The sequence below is a fragment of the Gordonia sp. C13 genome (assembly GCF_023218005.1).
Classification (GTDB): domain Bacteria; phylum Actinomycetota; class Actinomycetes; order Mycobacteriales; family Mycobacteriaceae; genus Gordonia; species Gordonia namibiensis.
Map to the genome: position 1 here is coordinate 1 of NZ_JALPSY010000022.1, position 20,886 is coordinate 20,886.

The following is a 20,886-nucleotide window of genomic DNA, read 5'->3' on the forward strand; positions in this document are numbered from 1 at the left end:
AGCCTCGCCCTTGATGCCCTGAACATGGGATTGTGGGCGCGTTCGCGTGCCGGCCAGGACGTGGCCGGGCTGATCCACCACTCCGACCGCGGAGTGCAGTATCGAGCCATCCGCTACACCGAACGATTGGCCGAGGCCGAAGCGGTGACTTCGGTTGGCTCCAAAGGGGATTCATACGACAATGCGATGGCTGAGGCGTTCAACTCGTTGTTCAAAGCCGAATGCATCCGTAACCCGGTGATGCGCCCGCGAGGCGGCTGGGCAGGTGTGGGCGAGGTCGAGATCGCCGTCGCTGAGTACGTCGATTGGTTCAATCACCGCCGCCTGCACGGCGAGATCGGACACGTCCCGCCGGTCGAGTACGAGAGCGCCTACTGGTCGACCCACACCGTCACCAGCTACCGTGAGAACCCGGTCCCCGCAAACGCTGGAGCCAACTAACCGAGCCTCCAGCAAACCCGGGGCGATTCAGGTCGTGCAACCCCGCACGGATTTAACGATGGGCCAGCGCAATCACTACATCCGCGGCCGAACACACGCGGAGTTGACCGTATGACCAGGATCGACATCCTCCGCCATGGTTCCGAGCAATCGACGCCGGAGCAAAAGCTCTGGGAGATCACCAAAGAGGGGCAGCCAAGACTAAGAAATTGGGTGGGCATTCTTACGATCAGAGTAAGACGGATGGGCTCTGGTGGTCACGTGACACAGCGGGCCACGGAAGAGTTGTGTAGGAGGTTTTCGAAGAGGATGGTCGCGGAGTGCGCTGGATCGTCGACGCAGATGAAAGGGACCGGTGGGCAAGCTCATACCATGGAAGGATTTGAATTGATCGAGTCCGTTGCCGAATACCTTGCACTATGGGACAGCGAAGACCCGGACGACCACGATCGGGCTATTCACGATGAAGCGCCGACAGAAGTCTGGTTAGAGGTCATCGCAGCCCACCCCGAGTTTCGGGCGCTTGTAGCCCAAAACAAGACTTCACCGGATGAGGTTCTCTGTGCCCTTGCTGACGATGATGACCCTGACGTCAGGTTCTGGGTAGCGATGCGACGCGCTGCGGGCAAGAACGACTCCATTGCGCGGCTCCTGGTCTCCGATGCGAACCCGCGAATCCGCGCTGCTATCGCGCGCAATCCGAAGCTGAGTGTCGAACTGCTTCGCGAACTAACGCGCGACGATAATGAGTGGGTACGCACACAGGCTCTCGGCCACTTGACCCGTCGTACGACGTGAAGGTCGCGCCCCGCTCCGTCTGAAAGCGGTCCGTCGCGGGATTAGGTCACCGTCTTTCAAGGCAACGCTCACGTGTTGGTTCGCGAACGGCTCCTGGACAACACATCCTGACTGTGGTGACACCGAAGGGTTAACGGTATGGACAAGAAGAAGAGACCTTCAGATCCGGCAGTCATCGATTGCACCGAGCTCCCGCATTTCCACGTGACCCTCGAAGCAGCGTCGAAGCAACGTCCTCCGACCAACCGGAACACCGACGCCCAGAGGAGCTCCTACGCCTAGCGGAGGCAGGTAAAGTCGGGTGTTACCGCACCTGCGTTCGGGCAGCCCGGTGGCGGCATTCAATACGCGCTCCCCGATTCGGTGAAAACCCTCCGCCGAGAGGGCTGTCTGCGACTAGTCAATGAAAGGATGTTCGATGGCGGATTATGACGACCGGCGTCGGTTCGCTCCGAACGTTCTCGAGGAGAGCCTGCATGAGGTGGTCAAACGCTTCGAGGCCATCAGTGGGCGGAAGGTACGCAAGTCGGAACTCCCAGGTGAGTCTGCCGATGATCCCAACGGATTCTTGAGTGTTGACCCCGGTGGGACCTTTAGATTCGAGGTCCGCGAAAGGGGTCACCCTGTCGCCGAAACAGTCTCGGAGAACGTTGAAGATGTTCTATACGCGGTGATGGACGAGATTGTGCGCGCTCACGCGGGCAGTGTTGCATTGTCGAATCCGGCTTACGAGTCTATGCGCGACACCAGGCGACTGTGGTTCCCACTATGGCGGCGATGGATGGGTGAGCTGTCCTCCGACTGGGCCACGCGGACTCAGGAAGAGATCCAACGGATACTCGAGTCGTACCCATTCGAGTAGCAAAGGTTAAGTCCGCATATTTGTTTTGGGACGCATTTAGTCAATCCGACCGAATCGCAAGTGGTCACTTCGGTCTGGGCTCCTGAATCGCGGTGGCCGATGTCGACCATTGCTGATGTGCTCATCGATAGATCACGGAGCCAGTCCCGTCCCTGCCCGGCCTATCGGATCCGTCCGTCCCGGACATGTCCGTGGGTTGATCATGGAAGCCATCGATGTGGCCTCTCCTAGTTCTACTGTGAACTCATGGACTCCGACCCCACCCATCGCCTCGACGACCTCGCCCACATCGAGGCGATCAAGCAACTCAAGCACCGTTACTGGCGTTCTTGTGATGCCAAGGACGTCAACGGCTTCCGCGGTTGTTTCATTGCCGAGGGAGCACGCATCGACTACGGACCGCTCGGAACCTTCGACGACGCGGAGCCCATGGCAAAGATCTTCGGGCAGGTGGCGCTCCACCAAGTCGACGGCCAGTACGTCATCTTCGACATGCACCACGGCCACCATCCCGAACTCATCCTGACCTCCGAGACCACAGCGACGGGGCGGTGGACGCTGGAGTTCCGTCAGGTCAATCTGCTGGACCGCACCGAAACCCTGATGACAGGGGAGTACGACGACAAGTACGTTGTGGAATCAGGTGAGTGGAAGATGTCCGCTAGCAAGCTCACCGTTCGATGGTCAGTGCGACGCCCTCTCGGTGACGACGCCGAGGTGCGGGCAGGAACCTTCGATAGCTGACTCCAACAGGAAGTGATCGGCACGATGTTCGTCAGGTGCAACGAAACGTATGTCGACGGTTGCATGAGGGGCTTTTCGGGCCTGGAGTTGCAGGCTGGCGAACTCTATCCGTGCACCGCCCACAGCGTCGTGAACGATGACGCCCGCCTGCTCATCGGCGGCTTTTACCGGCCGAAGTGGCTCGAGGCACGGTACTTGGATGATGCCTACCCCGGACGTCCATGGCCGCTTTCAGCACAATGGGGCGTGCTCTCGGACCATTTCGGAGACCGCTGGTCCCGGCTCCTGATGGCACCTCGGCAGTTGCTGCCGCTCGCGGACCAACTGCAAGACGGACTCGGCATCGACGAGGAGATCATCATCGACGTCGAAGAAGCTTTCCGACGCGAAACCGCACGAGATGAGCTGATCCTGAACTTGTACAGAGCTGCCGACGGCAAGGTTGGCTGGTCGCGGTTCGCCACGTGGGCGCAGGAGACACTCGAGGAAACCTCTCCCAAGGCCATCCCGGTGTTTTCGGACGAACAGGTCGTTGTGCTTGCCGAGATCAGCGCGATGACCGATGCGCCAGACGATGTCGAGGCCTTCGTCGGCTGCGCCGTGACGAGAATTTGACCATTACGCCGGCTGCCGGACCATCACCGCCAGCCGTTCGAGGGTTTCCGTCATACCCTGCCGCAGATCGGTCTTCCGGTCCTTGAGGCCGTAGAGCGTGCCGATCAGGAACCACCCGAATGCGTTGAGCGGCTCGGTCACTTCGTACGATTCAGTGACGGTCGTGCCCGTCGCGTCAGGCTCGAAGCGGTAACTCCACCGCAGAGTGCCGCCGATCCACTCCGTCCGTTCGAAGGCGAACGCACGCCCACGATCGGCGACCGTGATGACGGGTTTGTTGAACCAGTCCGGTCCGCGGCCGGCGCTGTTGCGGGCCCGGAATCGCGCTCCTACGGCCGGACCAGTCGCCCCGTCGAGCCACTTCACATCCGCTATCTCCGAGGACAACTCGGGTGTGCGCGTGACGTCGGAGACGATGTCGTACAGCTCTTGGGGGCTCGCGTCGATGTGGCGCGACACCGAGTCGCTGGTGAGATCCTGACGCATGATGTTCCTTCCTGAGTGCCCCGAGATTCGCTCAGGGCGAATAGTGACGCACCCACATCTGCAGGGCGTCGTCGAGTAACCGCGTGTACGAACCGGATTCGTAGGTCGCGCCCGGTTCATTCGACATCTGCTGCGAACCGATGCCCGAGACGACCGATGTGAGGAGGCGCAAGGCAGCCTCGGAGTCGCCAGCTGGACTCAGTTCACCGCGTGCGACCGCGGTGGTCAGGTCCTCCCGAGCTTTGTCGACGATCGCCCGCGCCGGAGCGAACGCCGCCTCGCTCGGCTCGAAACCGGGAACCGGCCGCCAGAACAACAGCGCCGCCAGGCCCGGTTCGGTCATCGACCAGCGGATGATCGCCCGTGACTGTTCGAGCAGTTGATCCAACCCGGGCTCACGGCTGAGTCGTGCGTCATCGACGTACCGACTCAGCTCGACATTTCCCATCTCGAACAGCATGTCGTACAAGGCGTTCAGCGACGGGAAGTACTTGTAGAGCGACGGGGGTCGCATCTGCATCCGCCGAGCGATCTCGGAGATGGACACCGCTCCCGCTCCCTGCTCGGCGATGATGTCGCGAGCATGGCCGACAGCCTCGTCGATAGTCGTCTGCCGACGATCGGACTTTCGCGATGAGCTATAGGCTGTAGCCATAGCTAAAGGATATAGCTGCTGATGGCGCAGAACAATGGTTGCGGCGGAGAATCTCGTGTTCATGGCACCTTGGACCTATGACGGATCCGGAGCACACCCCCGACGGCCACTACGTGGTGATCAACGGTCGCAAGTGGCGTGCGACGGATCCGCTCATCCCGGACGAGCGACGGTCCGAACTGCAGTCGATCCTCATGGCCTGGCGACGGGACGTGAAACGGACACAGGGTGCCCCCGAATCGCGAGCCGGCGTCCAGGCCGCGAAGGTCGCGTTGGGGGAGCGAGGTACTCCGTGGTGGGAGCAGACCGACGACGAGCGTCGTACTCGTTGGGAAACGTCGGTCCCACGACCGACCGGCGAGTGACCCTCAGCGCGGCACTATCGACTCGGCCGCGTATCTCCCTGCCCGCTCGAAGGTTTCGGTGATATCGAGGTCGGGGTCGATCCGCCAGTAGCGCATCGTCGACAGGTAGATCGCCGCCACCATCTGGGCCAGGAACTCCACCGGATGATCAGTGCGCAGATCGCCTTGTTCCAGGCCGGGCTCCAACAGGCGCCGCACCTGCGTGGTGAACAGATGACTGCGCTCGCCAAGGCCCTCCGACGCCGTCGCCAGACGCTCGATCTCCCCGGTCACCACACGCATGTAGTCGGGATCGGAAAGCACGGTGCCGGGAAGACGACCCTGCTGACGACCCTGGCCGGATTGCTACCGCGTCTCGGCGGTGACGTCACCGTCGCCGGACAGTCGGTGAAACCGGGCGACGCCCGCGCGGCCGTCCGCGCCGGACTTGTCCTCGTGCCCGACGACCGGGCGCTGTTCCGCCGTCTGACCACCCGCCAGAACCTGCACCTGGCGACACGTCTGCGGGGACGGGCGCGTGCGGAGGCCGTCGACACCGTACTCGGCCACTTCCCGTCACTGACCAAACGCCTGACGGTGTCCGCCGGTGACCTGTCCGGCGGAGAACAGCAGATGCTCGCCATCGCCCGTGCGCTGCTGCAGAACCCGAGGGTGCTGCTCATCGACGAGCTCAGCATGGGGTTGGCGCCCATCGTCGTCGAGTCGATCCTCCCGGTTCTGCGCCAGGTCGCCGACGCGGACCGCACCGCGGTCGTCCTGGTCGAGCAGCACGTGCGGCTCGCCCTCGACATCGCCGACCGGGCCGTCGTGCTGGTCCACGGCGAAGTCGGGCTGGAGGATTCGGCCGCCGTGCTGTCGACCGACATCGAGCGAATCGAGGAGGCCTACCTTGGGACGGCACGCGCGTAGACGACCCCGTAGGCGCCTTGCCAAGGCGTCTGCCGTCTCGCCGGAGAGTCTCGGGTCAGGCGGTCTCGGGGTGCGGCCGGTAGATGGCGTCGGTGATGCGGTTGGCGATGTCGGCGTGGGTGAGGAACCGGGCGGGCGACAGCAACTCGGCACACACCGCGCTGACCATGAACTCGACGGCGGCGTCGGGGCTGGGGGACAGGTACCGCGCGATCGGTGACTCGATGATGAACGCGAGAGCGCGGTCGGTGACGATGTCGATCAGGGTCGGATGGCCCTCGCGGCGGATCAACCACGGCGTCAGCGACCCCGCGTCGTAGCGCAGTGCGGCCTGCACCAGCTCGTTGCCGGCGTTGTAGTCGAGGACCTCACGGACAAGCATGTAGATCGTGTCCCGCGGGTCGTCGGTAAATCTGAGGCGGCTCAACATCACCCGTTCCAACGCATCCAGTTCGGAGGAGACGATGGCCGAGATCAGTTGGTCGCGTGAGGCATACCGGCGGTAGATGGTGGCGCGGCTGATGCCGGCCTCCTTGGCCACCGCGGCGAGTGTGAGCGCGCCGACCCCGACGCGACGAGCCACGGCCCGTGCCGCGCTCGTGAGGTCTTCTCCGCTCGTCATGCCGACATCGTAGATTACTCCTGGTGAAACACTCTTGCGGAATTTGTCTCACACGTGAGACGCTTCAGTCATGTCTGTATCAGACCTGACTCGGACCAGTTCGCGCGAAACCGGCGGCGAATCCCCGTGGGATTCCCAGCACGAAGAGTTCGACTACGAGGTCGACGACATCGAGGGCCAGATCCCGTCCTCTCTGCGTGGCGCACTGTTCCGCATCGGGCCCGGTCGCTTCGAGATCGGTGGGCACCCGATGACGCATATCTTCGACGGCGACGGCATGGTGTCCCGATTCGACATCTCGCCCGACCGCATCCATTACCGCAATCGGTACGTCCGCACGCGGAGCATGAAGCGCGCCAACGAGACGAAACTCCCACCGAAAGGGTTCAACACCCAACGCGTCGGCGGTCCGCTGGCCAACGCGCTGAAGTTTCCCGAGAACCTCTCCAACACCAGCGTTCTCGTCCACGACGACGTGCTGTACACGCTCTGGGAAGGCGGACGACCCCACCGCCTCGACGCCGAGACACTCGAGACGCACGGCAGCGAATCCTTCGACGGCGCGCTGAAGCGCATCGGCGCATTCTCCGCACATCCGAAGATCGACCCGCGTACCGGTGACGTCTTCAACTTCGGCCTGGACTTCTTCCCGCGTCCGATGATCCGCTGCTACCGGCTCGACAAGTCCCGACATCTGCACAACGTCGGTACGGTGCCGATCCCGAAACTCGGCTTCGTCCACGACTTCGCCTTGACCGAGCGCCATCTCGTGTTCGTGCTCGGCCCGCTCGTCGTGAGCCGGCCCATCCCGGTTGCGCTGGGCATGCGACCGTTCGGCGAAGCCCTGTCGTACAAACCGGAGTTGGGCACCACCATCGTGCTGGTCCCGCGTGACGGCGGGAAACCCACACGCATCGAATACGATTCGCTCTTCCACTTCCACGTCGCGAACGCGTACGAATCCGGGCCCGAGACCGTCGTCGACATCGTCGCCCACGACGCGACCGGCGGCTGGACCCAGTGGAACAACTTCCTCTGCAACTTCCGCGAGAAGGCCGGACCCGCGTTCGGCGGCACACTCACCAGATTGCGGATCAATCGCAACACCCAGGCGGTCACGCGCGATCCGTTGAACGAGCTCGGATGCGAGTTCCCTCAGGTGGATCCGCGGTTCGTCACCACGACGCACCGCTACACGTACTTGGCCGAAGCGTCGGTGCGTGGTGGCGACCCCGACTCGATAACCACCGTCGACACGACGACCGGCGCCCAGGATCGATACACCACACCGGGCAACACCGTATGTGAGCCGCTGTTCGCCGAGGACCCCGAGAATCCGGGCGAGGGTCGCGGCTGGTTGCTCAGCCTCGAGCACCGCCCGTCGGACAAGCGATCCCGGTTGATTGTGCTGAAGGCCGACCGTCCGAGCGACGGCCCGGTTGCCATCGCGACGCTCCGGCATCACGTACCCATGACGTTCCACGGGGCGTACAAGCCGGCCGCGGTTTGAGCGGTCCGGCTGGCTTCGACACGGCTCCACCGCGGTTACTTCCGCTGGCCGAGTAGTCCTGAGGCGCTAGCCGAGGGACGTATCGAGGTCAGCCTTCCGCTCCCTGAGGTGCGAGGAGCGTTAGCGACGGCGGAGTTCCTGCTCCCTGAGGTGCGAGGAGCGTCAGCGACGGCGGAGTTCCTGCTCCCTGAGGTGCGAGGAGCGTCAGCGACGAGCCACGAAGGGCCTGGTGAGAAGGGTCGCCAAGCCGCCCGAGATGAAGTTTCGCGTGCGACTTCGATCGGGCCGGACGACCTCGGCTGATGTCGTTGCGCCGGAGCAAGCTCGCACGCGACATCAATCCCGAAGGGTCAAGCCCCGAAGCGCGAGTTTCGCCGCTGTCTAGTCAGTTCGTAGGGCCCGTCATAGCTTGTCCGACCCGCTTCGCGTAAACGAGGAATCGCCTGTCTGGCGCACCCCGCAAACTATCGGTGCCGCAGAAGATCGCGGCCAAGCTGCTCCGGCAGCGTGAACAGAACCGGGACCGGTGCGTCCGCCTCACCTGGATCATGCGCCGCCTGGTGCGTGAACAGGGCCGTCGCCTCACCGCTCAGGGCCGCATCGATGCCCTCGACGAGCTGTTCCACCTCACTCTGGGCGTCCTCATCGACCCACCCGAGGGTGTTCGCGAAACCATCGCGCGCCGGAAGGCCGAGCGCGAGAAGCTCGAACAGCTGCACATGCCGCCCATCTTCGCCGAGAAGTGGCAGGCCGCCGAGGTACTCAAGCCGCTCGAGGCGGGGGAGAAGCTCGACGGTATCGGAATCTGCGGCGGCAAGATCGTCGGCCGCGCGCGAATCGTGGAGCCGCACACCATCGACGACGTCGAACCGGGCGAGGTCATGATCGCCCACGTCACCGACATCGGATACACCGCGCTGTTCGGACACGTCGCGGCGGTCGTCACCGACATCGGCGGCGTCATGTCGCACGCCGCCGTCGTCGCTCGTGAGTTCGGCGTCGCGTGCGTCGTCGACACCCAGGTCGCGGCGTCGCGCATCCCGAACGGCGCCCTGGTCGAGGTCGACGGATCCGCCGGAACCATCACGGTTCTCGAACTCGGGATCGGCCGACCAAGCTGCGCTGGTGTCGAATCCGGGATGAGCACACCCAGCACCATGACAGCGGCGATCCGTGCCGTCGTCTTCGACTGGTCAGGGGTCCTCACCGAGTCGCCGCTGTCCGGACTGCGCCGGTACAGCAATGAACTCGGGCTTCCCGAGACCGCTCTCGATCGCTACATCCGCGGCGACGAGGAAATCTCGAAGGTGGAACGCGGGGAACTGTCGGTTCGTGACTACCTCAAGGGTGTCTGCGTTCGGGTCCGGGCGGAGCACGGCGTCGAGATCGAGATCCGACGCCTCGGCGCCGCGATGGCCGACACCCGCACGCTCCGCCAACCCATGCTCGACCTCGTCGCCGAACTCAGCGAGCATTACACCCTCGCCGTGCTGACCAACAACGTCGCCGAGAACCGGGAACACCTGGCGACGACGCTGCCGCTCAACCACTTCGCCTTCGTCCTCAACTCCGCGGATGTCGGGGTGCGCAAACCGGATCCGCTGATCTACCGGGAGTTGCTGCGTCGCCTGGATTGCGAGGCCTCGGAGGTCGTGTACATCGACGACTTCGCCGAGAACCTGCCGCCGGCAGCTGACCTCGGCATGGCGACGATCGAGTTCACCGATCCGGAGAACCTACGAATCCGCCTGGCCGAGTTGGGTATCTGAGCCCCGCCGGCCGAGTAGGTCCGAGGGACTTCCCGAGGACCGTATCGAGGTCAGCTCGGCGAGTGGTTTCGACACGGCTCCTCGCTGCGCTCGTCGCCTGCTCAACCAGCGGAGGTCAGTCCATGACATCCCGGACGCGAGTGTTCTCGTGTCCGGCGAGAAGGGCCTTGTTGGAGTTCTTCATGTGACGCTGCCAGTGGGCGGCGGCCTCGGTGCCGTCGCCGGCGCGGACGAGGTCGACGAGCTTCTGGTACGAGCGGATGAGCTTGGTGTACTGCGAGCGCGGCATCGGGCCGTCGTGGATGGTGCTGGCGATGTGACGCTCGGCGATCTCGTGGAGCATGCCGGAGATCATCGCCATCGCCGAATTGCCGGACAGCTCGATCATGCGGCGGTGGAACCAGACCGACGCCTGGGCCATGGTGCCGTCTTCGTATGCGTCCTTGAGTTGGTTGTCGATGATCGACTGGAGTTCGTCGAACGCCTCGGTGTTGCCGGTCTCGGCGAGCATTTCAGCGGCAGCGGGTTCGATGACCTCGCGGGCCCGCATCACCTCGGCGATCGTCGTCCCGGACAGCTCCAGCAGGAGACCTGCGGGACGCGCGACGATCTCGGGGCCGGGGACACGGATCCGGGCACCGGTACGGGAGCCGCGACGCACCTCGACGAGGCGCTCGGACTCGAGGACACGGACCGCTTCACGCAGCGTCGGGCGGCTCACCTGGAAGTGCGCCATGAGATCCGCTTCGTGGGGAAGAAAGTCGCCCTCCTTGAGCTGACCGTCGACGATCATCCGGCGCAGGGTGCGTGCCACCAGCTCAGCGGTTTTGGGGGACCGGATCGCACCGGTCGTGGTCGCGGGGACCATCATGGGAGCCAGGTTGACGGGCTTGGTCATGGGCGCCTTCCTCTTGCGTAACCACCGACGCACCCGAAGTGAGCGCGATGGCCGAACCGGATCTGAGCCCCTGGCCGATCTGATACACCCAGTTGTCAAACCCAGTAATACAAGTCGAGTCTACCCAATCGCGGCGAGTCGGTCGCCGGCAAAACCGATCGCGGCGTCGTTGAATCGTGCACGTGCCCTGCGCCCGACGAGAAAGCTGGGGCACGACAGGAATCCGACGTCGGGAAGATCGGTGCGTTTGCCGAGCATCTCGCTCGCCTGCGCGGTGTCCCCGCAGATCGCGATCGACCACAGCATGTCGTCGGAAACATGGTCGCCGATCGTCGTCGGCGCCTCACGGAAGGCCCGGCGGATGGCTGCGACCTCGTCCTGCCAGCCATGCAGTTCGACCAGCGGGTCGTAGGTCTTGACCGTGAGGTAGAAGGCGATCTGGCGGCGTGCGGCGGCGATCGCGGCCTCGGGATCGTCGTGGTCGACGGCGGTGATGACCCATCCCCAACGGGTGATGTCGTCGACCGATCGTCCGGAATCCGCTGCCCCGAAGGCGAGTTCGGGTGCAACCGCCTCTGACCACCAGCGGTCGGTGAAGATGCCGTGGCCGAGGATGCCGTCGGCGTCCCGGCCGACCGTCCGCACCATGTACTTGTTGAACGCGCCGATGAGGATGGGTATGTCGAGTGCCCCGAACACCGGGGCGCGTACATCGGCATCGATCGAGTAGAAGCGACCATCGAACGTGATGGGTTCACCGTTCTCGGCGGTGAGGAAGGCGCGGATCACCCGGATCAGCTCAGACATCCGCGGCGCGGCGTGACTGGAGTCGACGCCGAACCAGTCCCGATTCATGCGGAAGCTGGTCATCGCGGGCAGGCGACTCGCCGATGTCGTGTTGCCTATTGTCAGGTGTGGCCGACGTGTTCCATGCTCTCGACGATCCGACGCGGCGTGCGATCCTCGACGAACTCGCCGACCGCGACGGTCAGACGCTGTTCGAGATCTGCGGACGACTCACCACGAAGCGGGGCCTCAGCCTGACCCGACAGGCCATCTCGCAGCATCTCGGGGTACTCGAGGCCGCCGGACTGGTCCATACCGAGAAACGCGGGCGCGCCAAGTTCCATTACTTCGATCCGGCGCCGCTGGCAGAGATCACCAAACGGTGGCCGCCGACACGAAAGGCATGACATGCGAATCACATTGACCTCGAGCTTCGTCGACGACCAGCGCAAGGCGCTGAGTTTCTACACCGACGTACTCGGCTTCACCAAACACCACGACATCCCCATGGGGGAGAACACCTGGTGGCTCACCGTCAGATCACCGGAGGCGCCCGACAGCGCCGAACTCCTGCTGGAGCCGGCCGGGCATCCGGCGGTGAAACCCTACCGGGACGCGCTCGTCGAAGACGGAATCCCGTTGGCGCAGTTCACCGTCGACGATGTCGAGGCCGAGTACCGACGCCTCCGGGAACACGGTGTCGTCTTCACTCAGGAACCGACCGACATCGGTACCGCGGTAGTGGCGGTCTTCGACGACACCTGCGGAAACCTGATCCAGCTCGCCGCGATCAAGGAAGACTGACGAGCGGGTCCTCTCAGAGTTCGGTCGCGCGCGGATGACGCGGCTCGTACAGTCCGATCGACGCGCCTCCCGGCAACCGGAATCCGGTGAGAACGCCCCACCCTTCATCGGTGACCTCGTCGAACTCGACGCCGGATTCGGCCAGCTTCGCCATCGTCTCCTGCAGGTCGTCGGCCATCAGGTACAGCTCGTGGCGGGTCTCGCCGTCGGTGGGATGCACCGCGAGCTCGGCGGGCGGCAACCTGAAGATCAGCCAACCGTGCCCCGCGTCGACATGCGGATACTCGAGGACGTTCTGGAAGAACGCCCGGTCCGCGTCGGCGTCGTTGCTGTAGATGATGACGTGTGCACCCGTGATGGCCATGGCTCCACGATTGCAGACCGGCGCCGAACGGTGGAAGAGAATGATGCATGGCCCGCTCGAAGGTCCGCGTGCGGTTTACTGGTCCGATGAGCAATCTCGCGTCCAGACTCACGTGTGCCGCACTCGCCGCGGGCGCTGTTGCGGGTGCCGTGGTCGGCGTCGGGTCGGCCGCGGCAGCGCCCGCGGTCCTGGCCCCCGGGACGGAAGGCCTCGTTCCCGGCCTCGCCGCGTCGTACACATTCGCCTCGAATGAGGCTCGGGCGCAGGGGATTCCGATCTGGATCACCTCGGGGAAACGGTCCGACGCCGAGCAACGGCAGCTCTGGCGGAACGCGATCGCCACCTATGGCAGTCCCGAGGCCGCCCGACGCTGGGTCCTGCCCGCCGAGGAGTCGCCGCACGTTCGGGGCAAGGCGGTCGACGTCGGTCCGTGGGAGGGTGCAGCCTGGCTCGAACGCCACGGTCACCGGTGGGGGTTGTGCCGGACGTTCCTCAACGAGTGGTGGCATTTCGAGTTGGCTACCACGCCGGGGACACCGTGCCCGCCGATGTGGCCGGATGCCGCAGTCCGGGCGGATCGGCGCGGGAAGTGAGCCATCGGTCGTAGGCTGTCGATCGACGGGTCGCACGCTCGTCATCTCCTCACACGGACCGAAGGCCGGTCCTCGTGATCAGGAGGTCGACCATGCACTACTCACTCTTGCTGCACTACCCCGAGCACGACGCCTCGACGCTCGGCGACGAAGCCATCCAGGCCGGTCAGGCCGCATTCTCGGCCTACACCCGTGCGCTGCAGGATGCCGGCGTCCTCGTGAGTGCCGAAGTGCTGCGGCACTCGACCGCCTCCACGACGATCCGGAAGGTCGACGGCGAGCTCGTCGTTCAGGACGGACCCTTCGCAGACACGAAGGAGCAGCTCGGCGGAACGATCATCATCGATGTCGCCGACCTGGACACGGCCATCGAGTGGGCTCGTCAGGCGCCTCCGATCGAGTGGGGCGTCATCGAGATCCGTCCCGGTGCGACGTACACCATGAACGGGGTCTGGACCCCCAACAAATGACGCCCAACCGATGACCGGGGAACCCACGACCCGGGGCGGGGCGCACGCCGCCGCCGATCATGCCGCACGCGAATCGTATTCGCGGCTGGTCGGATTTCTCGCCGCGGCATCCGGCGACCTCGCACTCGCCGAGGACGCATTGGCGACCGCCTTCGAACGCGCGCTGAGCACGTGGCCGGTGAACGGCACACCCGAGAATCCCGCCGCGTGGCTGCTCTCCGTTGCCCGTAACCATCAGCGCGACGTCTGGAAGTCCGCGGCACATCGGAAGTCGACCGAACTCGACGACCGGGCCGACGCAGTGGGGGAGGTCAGCGTGACACCCTTCGACGAACTCGACCCCGATGCCATCGGCGACAAGCGTCTCGAGCTGCTGTTCACCTGTGCGCACCCGGCGATCGACCCCGCCATCCGGACACCGCTGATGTTGCAGGCGGTGCTCGGGTTCGAGGCAGCCGATGTCGCCGCGGCGTTCGCGGTGGCGCCTGCGACCATGGCACAGCGTCTCGTACGCGCGAAGCGACGCATCCGGGACGCCCACATCCCCTTCGTCGTGCCCGACCGCGCCGCGATGCCGGCACGCCTCTCGGCAGTACTCGAGGCGGTCTACGGGTGCTTCGCCATCGCCTGGAACGAGACGAACGGTTCTGGCACCGGCGCTGTCGACTCGATGGCCGGGGAGGCGCTGTATCTGGCGGTGACGCTCGCCGATCTCCTCGACGACGAACCCGAGGCATGGGGCCTGGCCGCTCTCATCGCGTTCTCGTTGTCACGGGCGCCCGCCCGTACCGGACCGTTCGTCCCTCTGGAGGAGCAGGACACCGACCGGTGGAACAGAGACCTGATCCGCGAGGGCGAGGCGATGCTGCATCGTGCCGCCTCCCTCGACGCACCGATGGGACGGTTCCAGCTCGAGGCCGCGATGCAGTCGGTGCACACCGATCGCGCACGCACCGGTGTCGTCGCCTGGGACGCCCTCCGGTCACTGTCGACCGCGCTCGTCGCCGTCACCCCGACCCTGGGTGCACGGGTGGCTCACGCGGCGATCGTGGGGCGCGCGGGGTCACCGGCCGAAGGTCTGGCCTTGCTCGACCAACTCGAGTCGGAGCACGATCTCGACGACTTCCAGCCGTTCCACGCCACTCGTGCGGATCTGCTGTTCCGCAACGGCGCGACGGCCGCCGCACGGCACCACTACGAGCGTGCCGCAACGCTGACACGTGACCCTCATGTCCGCGAGTGGCTACACCACCGAGCGGGTGGCGGGTACTGATCCCTATTCGGGTGGCGACGTTCGGGTCGCGACGGACGAGACCCGGTGCCATAGGAGTGGGCTAACTCTTCCATAGGAGCAAATCATCGGCTGCACAGCGCTTTCCGCACGGTTCACGGCCTAGGGTGATGACTCGGTACGACAAGTCGGACAACGGGTGTCCGCCGCCATTGGGAGGCCGAAATGACCGCAATCGCCGAGGCCATCACCGACCTGACCTCCGAGCCCCACCGCTCACGCCGCAACCACTGGAACAACCAGGTCCGCCGGCACGCGCAGATGACCCCCGACGAGCCCGCGCTCACCTTCCTCGGCGAGACCCGCACGTGGAAGCAGATCGAGGAGCGGTCCCGTGCGTTCGCCGCAGCGTTGAGCCGACGCGGCGTGGGATTCGGCGACCGGGTCATGATGGCACTCCTGAATCGCACCGAATACGCCGAGGCGATCCTGGGAGCGACCCTCATCGGCGCGATCGCAGTACCGGTGAACATCCGTAACAGTCCCGGCGAGATGGCCTACCTCATGACCGACAGCGGCGCGGACGTCGTCGTCACCGAGACTGCGCTGACCGGCATGCCCTCCGACTGCGGCACCTCAGCTGGGGCGGGGCGCCCGCGTCGGACACCGTGCTCAACGCCATCAACGAGACATTCCCCGGCGTACTCAACATGACGTCGTTCGGGCAGACCGAGATGTCACCGGTGACCTGCATCCTCGAAGGCCGGGACGCGCTGCGCAAGATCGGGTCGATCGGCAAGGTGGTGCCGGCCGTGACCGCACGGATCGTCGATCCGCTCATGAACGACGTCGAGCCCGGTGAGGTGGGGGAGATCGTCTATCGCGGCCCGACCCTGATGAAGGGGTACTGGAACAAGCCCGACGAAACCGCCGACGCCTTCCGCGGCGGCTGGTTCCACTCCGGCGATCTGGTCCGTCAGGACGAGGAGGGGTTCCTCTTCGTGGTCGACCGCGCCAAGGACCGACCGCGCCAAGGACATGGTCATCTCCGGCGGGGAGAACATTTCCTGCGCCGAGGTCGAGAACGTCCTCTACGGCCACCCGAGCATTGCCGAGGCAGCGGTCATCGGACGAGCGGACCCGAAGTGGGGCGAGGTGCCCGTCGCCGTCGTCGTCCTCGCCGACGGCGTCGACGACCTGAACCTGGCCGAATTGGAGCCACATCTGAACGAGAACCTGGCACGGTTCAAGCACCCCAAGGACCTCGTGATCGTCGACGAGCTGCCGCGCAACGCCGGTGGCAAGGTGACGAAACCCGTGCTGCGACAGCGCTTCGGCAGCAAGGACGCCGGTTTGTCCGATTGACCCGCCGAAAGCTCACGAGCAACCCGTCGAGTCTGCGTAGGGTGTGACGCAGACAACTGTGATGCAGGCAACAATGTCGAGCATCGCACGATCGACACGGGAGCCAGTGAATGACCGCAACGTACGAAGCCACCGCCGATCTGACCACCGAGCCGTATCGCTCGCGCCGTAATCACTGGAACAACCAGGTTCACCGGCATGCGCTCATGACGCCGGACAAGGTGGCGATCACCTATCTGGACAAGTCCACGACATGGAAGCAACTCGACGACCGGTCGAGGGCTTTCGGCGCGGCGCTGAGCCGACTCGGCGTGCAGTTCGGTGATCGCATCCTGATGGTGCTGCTCAACCGCACCGAGTACGTCGAGGCCGTCCTCGGTGCGACGCTGATCGGCGCGATCCCGGTTCCGGTGAACATCCGCATGAGCCCCGCCGAGGTCGCCTACCTCGTCTCGGACAGCGGCGCCAAGGTCATCGTGACCGAGAAACTCCTCGCACCCCTGGCCGACGCCGTCTCTGCGTCCACCGGCGGGATCGACACCCTGATCGTCGTCGACGGCAGCGAGAACCCGCAGCACCTCGAGTACGAAGGCCTTCTCGCCCAGGGTGATGCGGACCTGCCGGCCGTCGACGTCCCCGAAGACACCGTCGCGGCGATCATGTACACCTCGGGCACCACCGGAAAGCCCAAGGGCGCCATGCTGACCCATCAGAACTTCCACGCCCAGGCGGTGACCACGATGGCCACCACCGCCAATGCGGACGCCGATGACGTCGCATCGGTGGTGCCGCCGATGTTCCACATCGCCGGCCTGGCCGCCTTCGCCCCGGTCTTCTACCGCGGCATCCGCGCCGTCATCCACCCGCTGGGCGCCTTCGACCCCGACGCCATGCTCGACACCCTCGAAAGAGAAGGCACCACTTCGGTGTTCATGGTGCCCGCGCAGTGGCAGGCGGTGTGCGCGGCCCAGAAGGCCCGTCCGCGAGAGCTTCGTCTGCGCAACATCAGCTGGGGTGCAGCCCCGGCGTCGGATACCGTCCTCAACGCCATGGGGGAGGCATTCCCCGAGGCGCTCAACATGACCGCGTTCGGGCAAACCGAGATGTCCCCGGTGACGACGATCCTCGAGGGCAAAGACGCACTGCGTAAGAAGGGTTCGATCGGCAAGGTGGTGCCGGCCGTGACCGCGCGCATCGTCGACCCGCTGATGAACGACGTGAAGCCCGGCGAGGTGGGGGAGATCGTCTACCGCGGACCCAACCTGATGAAGGGTTACTGGAACAAGCCCGAAGCGACCGCAGAAGCGTTCCGCGGCGGGTGGTTCCACTCCGGCGACCTTGTCCGTGAGGATGAGGACGGTTTCCTCTTCGTCGTCGACCGCGCCAAGGACATGATCATCTCCGGCGGGGAGAACATCTACTGCGCCGAGGTCGAGAACGTGCTCTACAGCCACCCGGCGATCATGGAGGCGGCCATCATCGGTCGCGCCCACGAGAAATGGGGCGAGGTGCCCGTCGCCGTCGTCGTCCTCGCCGAGGGTGTCACCGATCTGACGCTGGCCGAACTGGAACCCCACCTCAACGAGAACCTGGCCCGTTTCAAGCATCCCAAGGACCTGGTCATCATCGACGAGCTGCCGCGCAACGCCGGCGGCAAGGTCGTCAAGCCGAAGCTGCGCGAGACCTACGGCAGCAAGGATGCCGGGCTGGCCGACTGAGAACTCCCGCACGCACGAACGAATCAACCCGCCACCTCGTCGAGGTGGCGGGTTGACGTTTTCAGTGGTGGATCTGTCCGACCGTCACTTCTTTTTCTTCTTGTCCTTCACCGGGCGGGTCGCCGCGAGCTCCCGGCCACGCCTGCGGTAGCGCCAGATGAACCAGCCGACGGCGATCGCCAGGACGACGCCGATGATCACGCCCCACAAGGTGGCGGCGCGGAATCCGGGTGCGTCGACGTCGAAGATGCGTTCACCCGCGTGCGCCCCGTTACCGCCGCCCGCGACGACCGACAACGTCAGCAGATTCGGGATCGCGACGATGACGCCGAGCACCGCGAAGCCGATGGCAGGGACGTTTCTCATCCGGCTGCGGCTCAGGAACGCGAACACGAACAGCAACAGCGGGACGAACGTGCAGACGACACCCAGCACCAGACCGGTCCAGACTCCGCTGGCCATCGACCCGTCGACCCGGCGACCGATCTGCCCGGCCCACCAGCGAGGTAGGAACGCCTCCAGGATGAAGTAGGTGATCACCAGGAGGGCCGCGATGATCAGGCCGATGACGACCTTCTTGACGATCGCGTTCGCACGTTCGGCGGCCGTCGGCTTCAGCGGCGCCTCGGTCGTCGTCGGCGCTGCCGGTGGTGTCGAGCCGGCTGCGCCCGGCGGCATGTCGCCGGCCGGTGCCGACGTGGGCGGGAGCGGCGCGGTGTGCGACCCGGGCGGCGGATCGACCGGATCTGGCGAATGGCCCGAGAACTGCTCGTTACTCATGAGGCCGAGTGTAAGCGCGGAAGATGACCTTTCAGGTGCGACGCCGCCGACCATCTGCAGACGGCAGAGAATCGGCTTCTCGAATCCCGCCGTAGATTCCCCGCCGCACGATCAACGGCTGCAGTACCGCGTCCACCGACCACGCGGGAAATCGGAATGCCCGACCGTTCGGCGCGAACACCTGCAAGCCGTCATGCTGCGCGCCGAGAACCGACCCCCACCGTCGCCGGGGCGGCACATAGCTTCGTGCGCGGCCGGGCCGACCTGACAGGTCCGCGCGGATGTTGTGGGCGAGCAGCCGGTCGGCGCGGTTGCGTGCCGAGCTCCGAAGAGCATCCGTCGCGGCGATGTCCCCGACGGCGTAGACGAGCTCGTGGCCGGGAACCCGCAGTTCCGGTGTCACACGGACGAACCTTTGAGCATCGAGGATCTCCGCGGGCAGCCACTCCGAGTTCGGGGTGACCCGACCGATTGCCCAGAGCACCGCATCGGCCTGCACGGGTTGTTGCCCGGTGGACCATCGCACGGGTCCGGTGGTGAGCTCATCGCAGGCGAAACCGTCGGGTACCTGCGCTCGGTGCCCGCCATGTACTCCGACGCCCAGGCTGCGCAGGCGCGCCGACACGTTCTGCCAGGTCCGACGGTGGTGACGGAGTAATGCGCGGTCGCCGGGGTGGTAGAGGTCGATCTGCTTGTCCGGCCACGTCGCGGCCAGGTTGGCGGCGGAACTCACCGCGGCGGCGCCACCCCCGATCACCACGATCGAATCCGCCTCCGCCAGCCGGGAATGCGCCGCGGCGAGGTCACGGTCGACGTCAGCCGGTGACTGGAGGCCCGGGCGGCGCCAGAAGCCGTTGCGGAGACCGGTTGCGATCACCAGGGCGTCGAACGGTTCGACGTGCTCGGTTCCGTCGGTACCGGTGACCGTCACCGTTCGTCCGTCGAGGTCGGCCGCGGTCAACGATCCGTGGATCGTACGAACACCGTCCAGCTTGCGGAACCGATCGAACGGGATCCGGTAGTCGCGGGCCCAGGCCTCTGGCCGGCTGAGACGTAGCCCGAGTTCCTGACCGCTGACCAGCCCGGGCTTCGACGAGATCCCGACGACGTCGGCGTGCCCGGACAGATGGATCGCGGTCAGTACTCCCGTGTCACCGAGGCCGGCGATGACGACGCGGGGTCGGGTCATCCCGGGATGCGCTCGGTGGATTGCGGTGGTCGGGCACCGCGCGGCGGCCGGGGTACGAACAGCGACACCCGGGCGACGACGTCGGCGTAACCGGGGCGTCGTGAGAGGCTGCGCTGCTCCATCATCGGGATACTCGCGCCGAGGAACATCGCCAGCATCACCACGACACCCACGAGCAACCACCACCAGTCGGAGGGTGCGGCGGCGATCCCGAACAGCGCCATCGCAACCCAGAAGGAGAACTCGCCGAAGTAGTTCGGGTGCCGGGACCACGACCAGACGCCGGTGTCCAGGACCGCTCCCGGCGCGCGATGTGCCGTGAAGCGACGCAGCTGCGCGTCCGCGACGTACTCGAGGGCGACCGCGGCGAACCCCACGACTGCGCCCAGTGCGGTCAGCCAGGCGAGCGTCGAACCCGTATGCGTCACCGCCACATATACCGGGACCATGCCCAGGAACACCTGGATGGTGGGGATGACGTGGATGGCGAACAGGTCGACGACGATCGCCGCACCACCGGCACGCTCCTTGAGCATCCCGTAGCGCCAGTCCTCGTGGTCCAGACCCGGCCACCCGGTCGCCCAGTTGGCGGTCAGCCGGATCGCCCACACCCCGACGACGACGGCGATGACCCAGCAGTGCACGGCATCGACGCCGACATCGCCTGCAGCCCACCAGTACACGAGCAGCACGGGTGGAATGACACTCCAGTAGGCGTCGTACATGCTCGAGTTCGCGTACCAGCGGCTGAAGCCGAAGATCACCAGCGTCCCCCCGAGGTCGGCGATGAGGGTGTCGAGCCACAGGTGGCCGGTGTCGGGCCCCAGCCACAACCACGCGGCGGCGACCCCGAGTGCCACCACGTAGGCGATGATCACACGCACGAACGACGTTGTCCGGCTCACGATGTCT

23 protein-coding genes and 4 pseudogenes are annotated in these 20,886 nt (G+C 65.4%); 17 read left to right on the top strand and 10 right to left on the bottom strand.

The window, feature by feature from the left end:
* From M1L58_RS16340 to M1L58_RS16360, 6 genes and pseudogenes are all read left to right on the top strand, one after another.
* Positions 1–441 (top strand): integrase core domain-containing protein (locus M1L58_RS16340; RefSeq protein ID WP_248659692.1); only part of this gene is annotated, 441 nt, incomplete at its 5' end.
* 111 nt (positions 442–552) lie between these two features.
* Positions 553–1,239 (top strand): HEAT repeat domain-containing protein, encoded by a 687-nt coding sequence (locus tag M1L58_RS16345; RefSeq protein ID WP_248659693.1) that lies wholly within the window; start codon positions 553–555, stop codon positions 1,237–1,239.
* A 300-nt stretch (positions 1,240–1,539) separates the two neighbouring features.
* Positions 1,540–1,671, top strand: a pseudogene (locus M1L58_RS23640) (glycohydrolase toxin TNT-related protein); the annotation flags it as partial.
* The gene (locus M1L58_RS16350; protein WP_248659694.1) at positions 1,658–2,101 is read left to right on the top strand and encodes an immunity 63 family protein; all 444 of its coding nucleotides are present in this window, start codon (positions 1,658–1,660) and stop codon (positions 2,099–2,101) included. The pseudogene M1L58_RS23640 and the gene M1L58_RS16350, both read left to right, overlap by 14 nt.
* Before the next feature lie 246 nt (positions 2,102–2,347).
* Positions 2,348–2,845: a nuclear transport factor 2 family protein gene (locus M1L58_RS16355; protein ID WP_248659695.1), complete on the top strand. Its 498-nt coding sequence runs from the start codon at positions 2,348–2,350 to the stop codon at positions 2,843–2,845.
* 12 nt (positions 2,846–2,857) lie between these two features.
* Positions 2,858–3,460 (top strand): hypothetical protein, encoded by a 603-nt coding sequence (locus tag M1L58_RS16360; protein WP_248659696.1) that lies wholly within the window; start codon positions 2,858–2,860, stop codon positions 3,458–3,460.
* A gap of 3 nt (positions 3,461–3,463) precedes the next feature.
* On the opposite strand, the gene M1L58_RS16365 is transcribed toward M1L58_RS16360, so the two are convergent.
* Positions 3,464–3,946, bottom strand: a complete 483-nt coding sequence (locus M1L58_RS16365; RefSeq protein ID WP_248659697.1) for an SRPBCC family protein — start codon at positions 3,944–3,946, stop codon at positions 3,464–3,466.
* Positions 3,947–3,977: 31 nt separating this feature from the next.
* Positions 3,978–4,601 carry a TetR/AcrR family transcriptional regulator gene (locus M1L58_RS16370; RefSeq protein ID WP_248659698.1) on the bottom strand — a complete coding sequence of 208 codons (624 nt, stop codon included), beginning with the start codon at positions 4,599–4,601 and terminating at the stop codon, positions 3,978–3,980.
* Between the two features lie 77 nt (positions 4,602–4,678).
* On the opposite strand from M1L58_RS16370, the gene M1L58_RS16375 reads away from it, so the two are divergent.
* Positions 4,679–4,966, top strand: a complete 288-nt coding sequence (locus M1L58_RS16375; RefSeq protein WP_248659699.1) for a hypothetical protein — start codon at positions 4,679–4,681, stop codon at positions 4,964–4,966.
* A gap of 3 nt (positions 4,967–4,969) precedes the next feature.
* Here M1L58_RS16375 and M1L58_RS16380 read toward each other — a convergent pair.
* Positions 4,970–5,266, bottom strand: a pseudogene (locus M1L58_RS16380) (TetR/AcrR family transcriptional regulator); the annotation flags it as partial.
* Here M1L58_RS16380 and M1L58_RS16385 point away from each other — a divergent pair.
* Positions 5,180–5,875, top strand: a complete 696-nt coding sequence (locus tag M1L58_RS16385) for an ATP-binding cassette domain-containing protein (protein WP_374112739.1) — start codon at positions 5,180–5,182, stop codon at positions 5,873–5,875. The pseudogene M1L58_RS16380 and the gene M1L58_RS16385 sit on opposite strands and share 87 nt — an antisense overlap.
* Positions 5,876–5,930: 55 nt before the next feature.
* On the opposite strand, the gene M1L58_RS16390 is transcribed toward M1L58_RS16385, so the two are convergent.
* Positions 5,931–6,497 carry a TetR/AcrR family transcriptional regulator gene (locus M1L58_RS16390; RefSeq protein ID WP_248659700.1) on the bottom strand — a complete coding sequence of 189 codons (567 nt, stop codon included), beginning with the start codon at positions 6,495–6,497 and terminating at the stop codon, positions 5,931–5,933.
* 70 nt (positions 6,498–6,567) lie between these two features.
* On the opposite strand from M1L58_RS16390, the gene M1L58_RS16395 reads away from it, so the two are divergent.
* A complete protein-coding gene (locus tag M1L58_RS16395; RefSeq protein ID WP_248659701.1) occupies positions 6,568–8,007 on the top strand; it encodes a carotenoid oxygenase family protein in 1,440 nt (479 codons plus the stop codon).
* Positions 8,008–8,477: 470 nt separating this feature from the next.
* Positions 8,478–9,776: an HAD-IA family hydrolase gene (locus tag M1L58_RS16400; RefSeq protein WP_248659702.1), complete on the top strand. Its 1,299-nt coding sequence runs from the start codon at positions 8,478–8,480 to the stop codon at positions 9,774–9,776.
* Positions 9,777–9,891: 115 nt separating this feature from the next.
* On the opposite strand, the gene M1L58_RS16405 is transcribed toward M1L58_RS16400, so the two are convergent.
* Entirely contained in the window at positions 9,892–10,674 is a 783-nt protein-coding gene (locus M1L58_RS16405; protein WP_006864827.1) for a FadR/GntR family transcriptional regulator, read from the bottom strand.
* A gap of 120 nt (positions 10,675–10,794) precedes the next feature.
* Positions 10,795–11,532: pseudogene (locus M1L58_RS16410) on the bottom strand (LLM class flavin-dependent oxidoreductase); the annotation flags it as partial.
* Between the two features lie 32 nt (positions 11,533–11,564).
* Between M1L58_RS16410 and M1L58_RS16415 the strand changes: the two are divergent.
* Both M1L58_RS16415 and M1L58_RS16420 read left to right on the top strand, forming a co-directional pair.
* A complete protein-coding gene (locus M1L58_RS16415) occupies positions 11,565–11,867 on the top strand; it encodes an ArsR/SmtB family transcription factor (RefSeq protein ID WP_248659703.1) in 303 nt (100 codons plus the stop codon).
* 1 nt (position 11,868) lies between these two features.
* Positions 11,869–12,264, top strand: coding sequence for a VOC family protein (locus tag M1L58_RS16420; protein WP_248659704.1), 396 nt, complete (start codon positions 11,869–11,871; stop codon positions 12,262–12,264).
* A gap of 13 nt (positions 12,265–12,277) precedes the next feature.
* On the opposite strand, the gene M1L58_RS16425 is transcribed toward M1L58_RS16420, so the two are convergent.
* Positions 12,278–12,628, bottom strand: coding sequence for a VOC family protein (locus tag M1L58_RS16425; protein ID WP_248659705.1), 351 nt, complete (start codon positions 12,626–12,628; stop codon positions 12,278–12,280).
* An 86-nt stretch (positions 12,629–12,714) separates the two neighbouring features.
* Here M1L58_RS16425 and M1L58_RS16430 point away from each other — a divergent pair, with 86 nt between their 5' ends.
* From M1L58_RS16430 to fadD5, 5 genes and pseudogenes are all read left to right on the top strand, one after another.
* Positions 12,715–13,221 carry a M15 family metallopeptidase gene (locus M1L58_RS16430; RefSeq protein ID WP_248659706.1) on the top strand — a complete coding sequence of 169 codons (507 nt, stop codon included), beginning with the start codon at positions 12,715–12,717 and terminating at the stop codon, positions 13,219–13,221.
* A gap of 92 nt (positions 13,222–13,313) precedes the next feature.
* Positions 13,314–13,691, top strand: a complete 378-nt coding sequence (locus M1L58_RS16435; protein ID WP_006864848.1) for a YciI family protein — start codon at positions 13,314–13,316, stop codon at positions 13,689–13,691.
* A 10-nt stretch (positions 13,692–13,701) separates the two neighbouring features.
* Positions 13,702–14,964, top strand: a complete 1,263-nt coding sequence (locus M1L58_RS16440) for an RNA polymerase sigma factor (protein ID WP_248659707.1) — start codon at positions 13,702–13,704, stop codon at positions 14,962–14,964.
* A 183-nt stretch (positions 14,965–15,147) separates the two neighbouring features.
* Positions 15,148–16,287 (top strand): annotated as a pseudogene (locus M1L58_RS16445) (AMP-binding protein).
* A gap of 110 nt (positions 16,288–16,397) precedes the next feature.
* Positions 16,398–18,005 (top strand): fatty-acid--CoA ligase FadD5, encoded by a 1,608-nt coding sequence (gene fadD5, locus M1L58_RS16450; RefSeq protein WP_248659708.1) that lies wholly within the window; start codon positions 16,398–16,400, stop codon positions 18,003–18,005.
* 84 nt (positions 18,006–18,089) lie between these two features.
* On the opposite strand, the gene M1L58_RS16455 is transcribed toward fadD5, so the two are convergent.
* The 3 genes from M1L58_RS16455 to M1L58_RS16465 are packed head-to-tail and all read right to left on the bottom strand — an operon-like array spanning position 18,090 to position 20,879.
* Entirely contained in the window at positions 18,090–18,785 is a 696-nt protein-coding gene (locus M1L58_RS16455) for a hypothetical protein (protein ID WP_248659709.1), read from the bottom strand.
* Between the two features lie 31 nt (positions 18,786–18,816).
* Entirely contained in the window at positions 18,817–19,974 is a 1,158-nt protein-coding gene (locus tag M1L58_RS16460) for an FAD-dependent oxidoreductase (RefSeq protein ID WP_248659710.1), read from the bottom strand.
* A complete protein-coding gene (locus tag M1L58_RS16465) occupies positions 19,971–20,879 on the bottom strand; it encodes a DUF1295 domain-containing protein (RefSeq protein WP_248659711.1) in 909 nt (302 codons plus the stop codon). The genes M1L58_RS16460 and M1L58_RS16465 overlap by 4 nt, the downstream gene beginning before the upstream one ends.
* Between the last annotated feature and the right edge of the window lie 7 nt (positions 20,880–20,886).

What these genes read in the sequence shown, in the direction of transcription:
- M1L58_RS16460 (WP_248659710.1), bottom strand. Translation starts at nt 19,974, where the DNA reads ATGACCCGACCCCGCGTCGTCATCGCCGGCCTCGGTGACACGGGAGTA.
- M1L58_RS16345 (WP_248659693.1), top strand. Translation starts at nt 553, where the DNA reads ATGACCAGGATCGACATCCTCCGCCATGGTTCCGAGCAATCGACGCCG.
- M1L58_RS16430 (WP_248659706.1), top strand. Translation starts at nt 12,715, where the DNA reads ATGAGCAATCTCGCGTCCAGACTCACGTGTGCCGCACTCGCCGCGGGC.
- M1L58_RS16375 (WP_248659699.1), top strand. Translation starts at nt 4,679, where the DNA reads ATGACGGATCCGGAGCACACCCCCGACGGCCACTACGTGGTGATCAAC.
- M1L58_RS16395 (WP_248659701.1), top strand. Translation starts at nt 6,568, where the DNA reads ATGTCTGTATCAGACCTGACTCGGACCAGTTCGCGCGAAACCGGCGGC.
- M1L58_RS16385 (WP_374112739.1), top strand. Translation starts at nt 5,180, where the DNA reads ATGACTGCGCTCGCCAAGGCCCTCCGACGCCGTCGCCAGACGCTCGAT.
- M1L58_RS16440 (WP_248659707.1), top strand. Translation starts at nt 13,702, where the DNA reads ATGACCGGGGAACCCACGACCCGGGGCGGGGCGCACGCCGCCGCCGAT.
- M1L58_RS16350 (WP_248659694.1), top strand. Translation starts at nt 1,658, where the DNA reads ATGGCGGATTATGACGACCGGCGTCGGTTCGCTCCGAACGTTCTCGAG.
- M1L58_RS16425 (WP_248659705.1), bottom strand. Translation starts at nt 12,628, where the DNA reads ATGGCCATCACGGGTGCACACGTCATCATCTACAGCAACGACGCCGAC.
- M1L58_RS16355 (WP_248659695.1), top strand. Translation starts at nt 2,348, where the DNA reads ATGGACTCCGACCCCACCCATCGCCTCGACGACCTCGCCCACATCGAG.
- M1L58_RS16365 (WP_248659697.1), bottom strand. Translation starts at nt 3,946, where the DNA reads ATGCGTCAGGATCTCACCAGCGACTCGGTGTCGCGCCACATCGACGCG.
- M1L58_RS16390 (WP_248659700.1), bottom strand. Translation starts at nt 6,497, where the DNA reads ATGACGAGCGGAGAAGACCTCACGAGCGCGGCACGGGCCGTGGCTCGT.
- M1L58_RS16455 (WP_248659709.1), bottom strand. Translation starts at nt 18,785, where the DNA reads ATGAGTAACGAGCAGTTCTCGGGCCATTCGCCAGATCCGGTCGATCCG.
- M1L58_RS16420 (WP_248659704.1), top strand. Translation starts at nt 11,869, where the DNA reads ATGCGAATCACATTGACCTCGAGCTTCGTCGACGACCAGCGCAAGGCG.
- fadD5 (WP_248659708.1), top strand. Translation starts at nt 16,398, where the DNA reads ATGACCGCAACGTACGAAGCCACCGCCGATCTGACCACCGAGCCGTAT.
- M1L58_RS16405 (WP_006864827.1), bottom strand. Translation starts at nt 10,674, where the DNA reads ATGACCAAGCCCGTCAACCTGGCTCCCATGATGGTCCCCGCGACCACG.
- M1L58_RS16415 (WP_248659703.1), top strand. Translation starts at nt 11,565, where the DNA reads ATGTCGTGTTGCCTATTGTCAGGTGTGGCCGACGTGTTCCATGCTCTC.
- M1L58_RS16435 (WP_006864848.1), top strand. Translation starts at nt 13,314, where the DNA reads ATGCACTACTCACTCTTGCTGCACTACCCCGAGCACGACGCCTCGACG.
- M1L58_RS16370 (WP_248659698.1), bottom strand. Translation starts at nt 4,601, where the DNA reads ATGGCTACAGCCTATAGCTCATCGCGAAAGTCCGATCGTCGGCAGACG.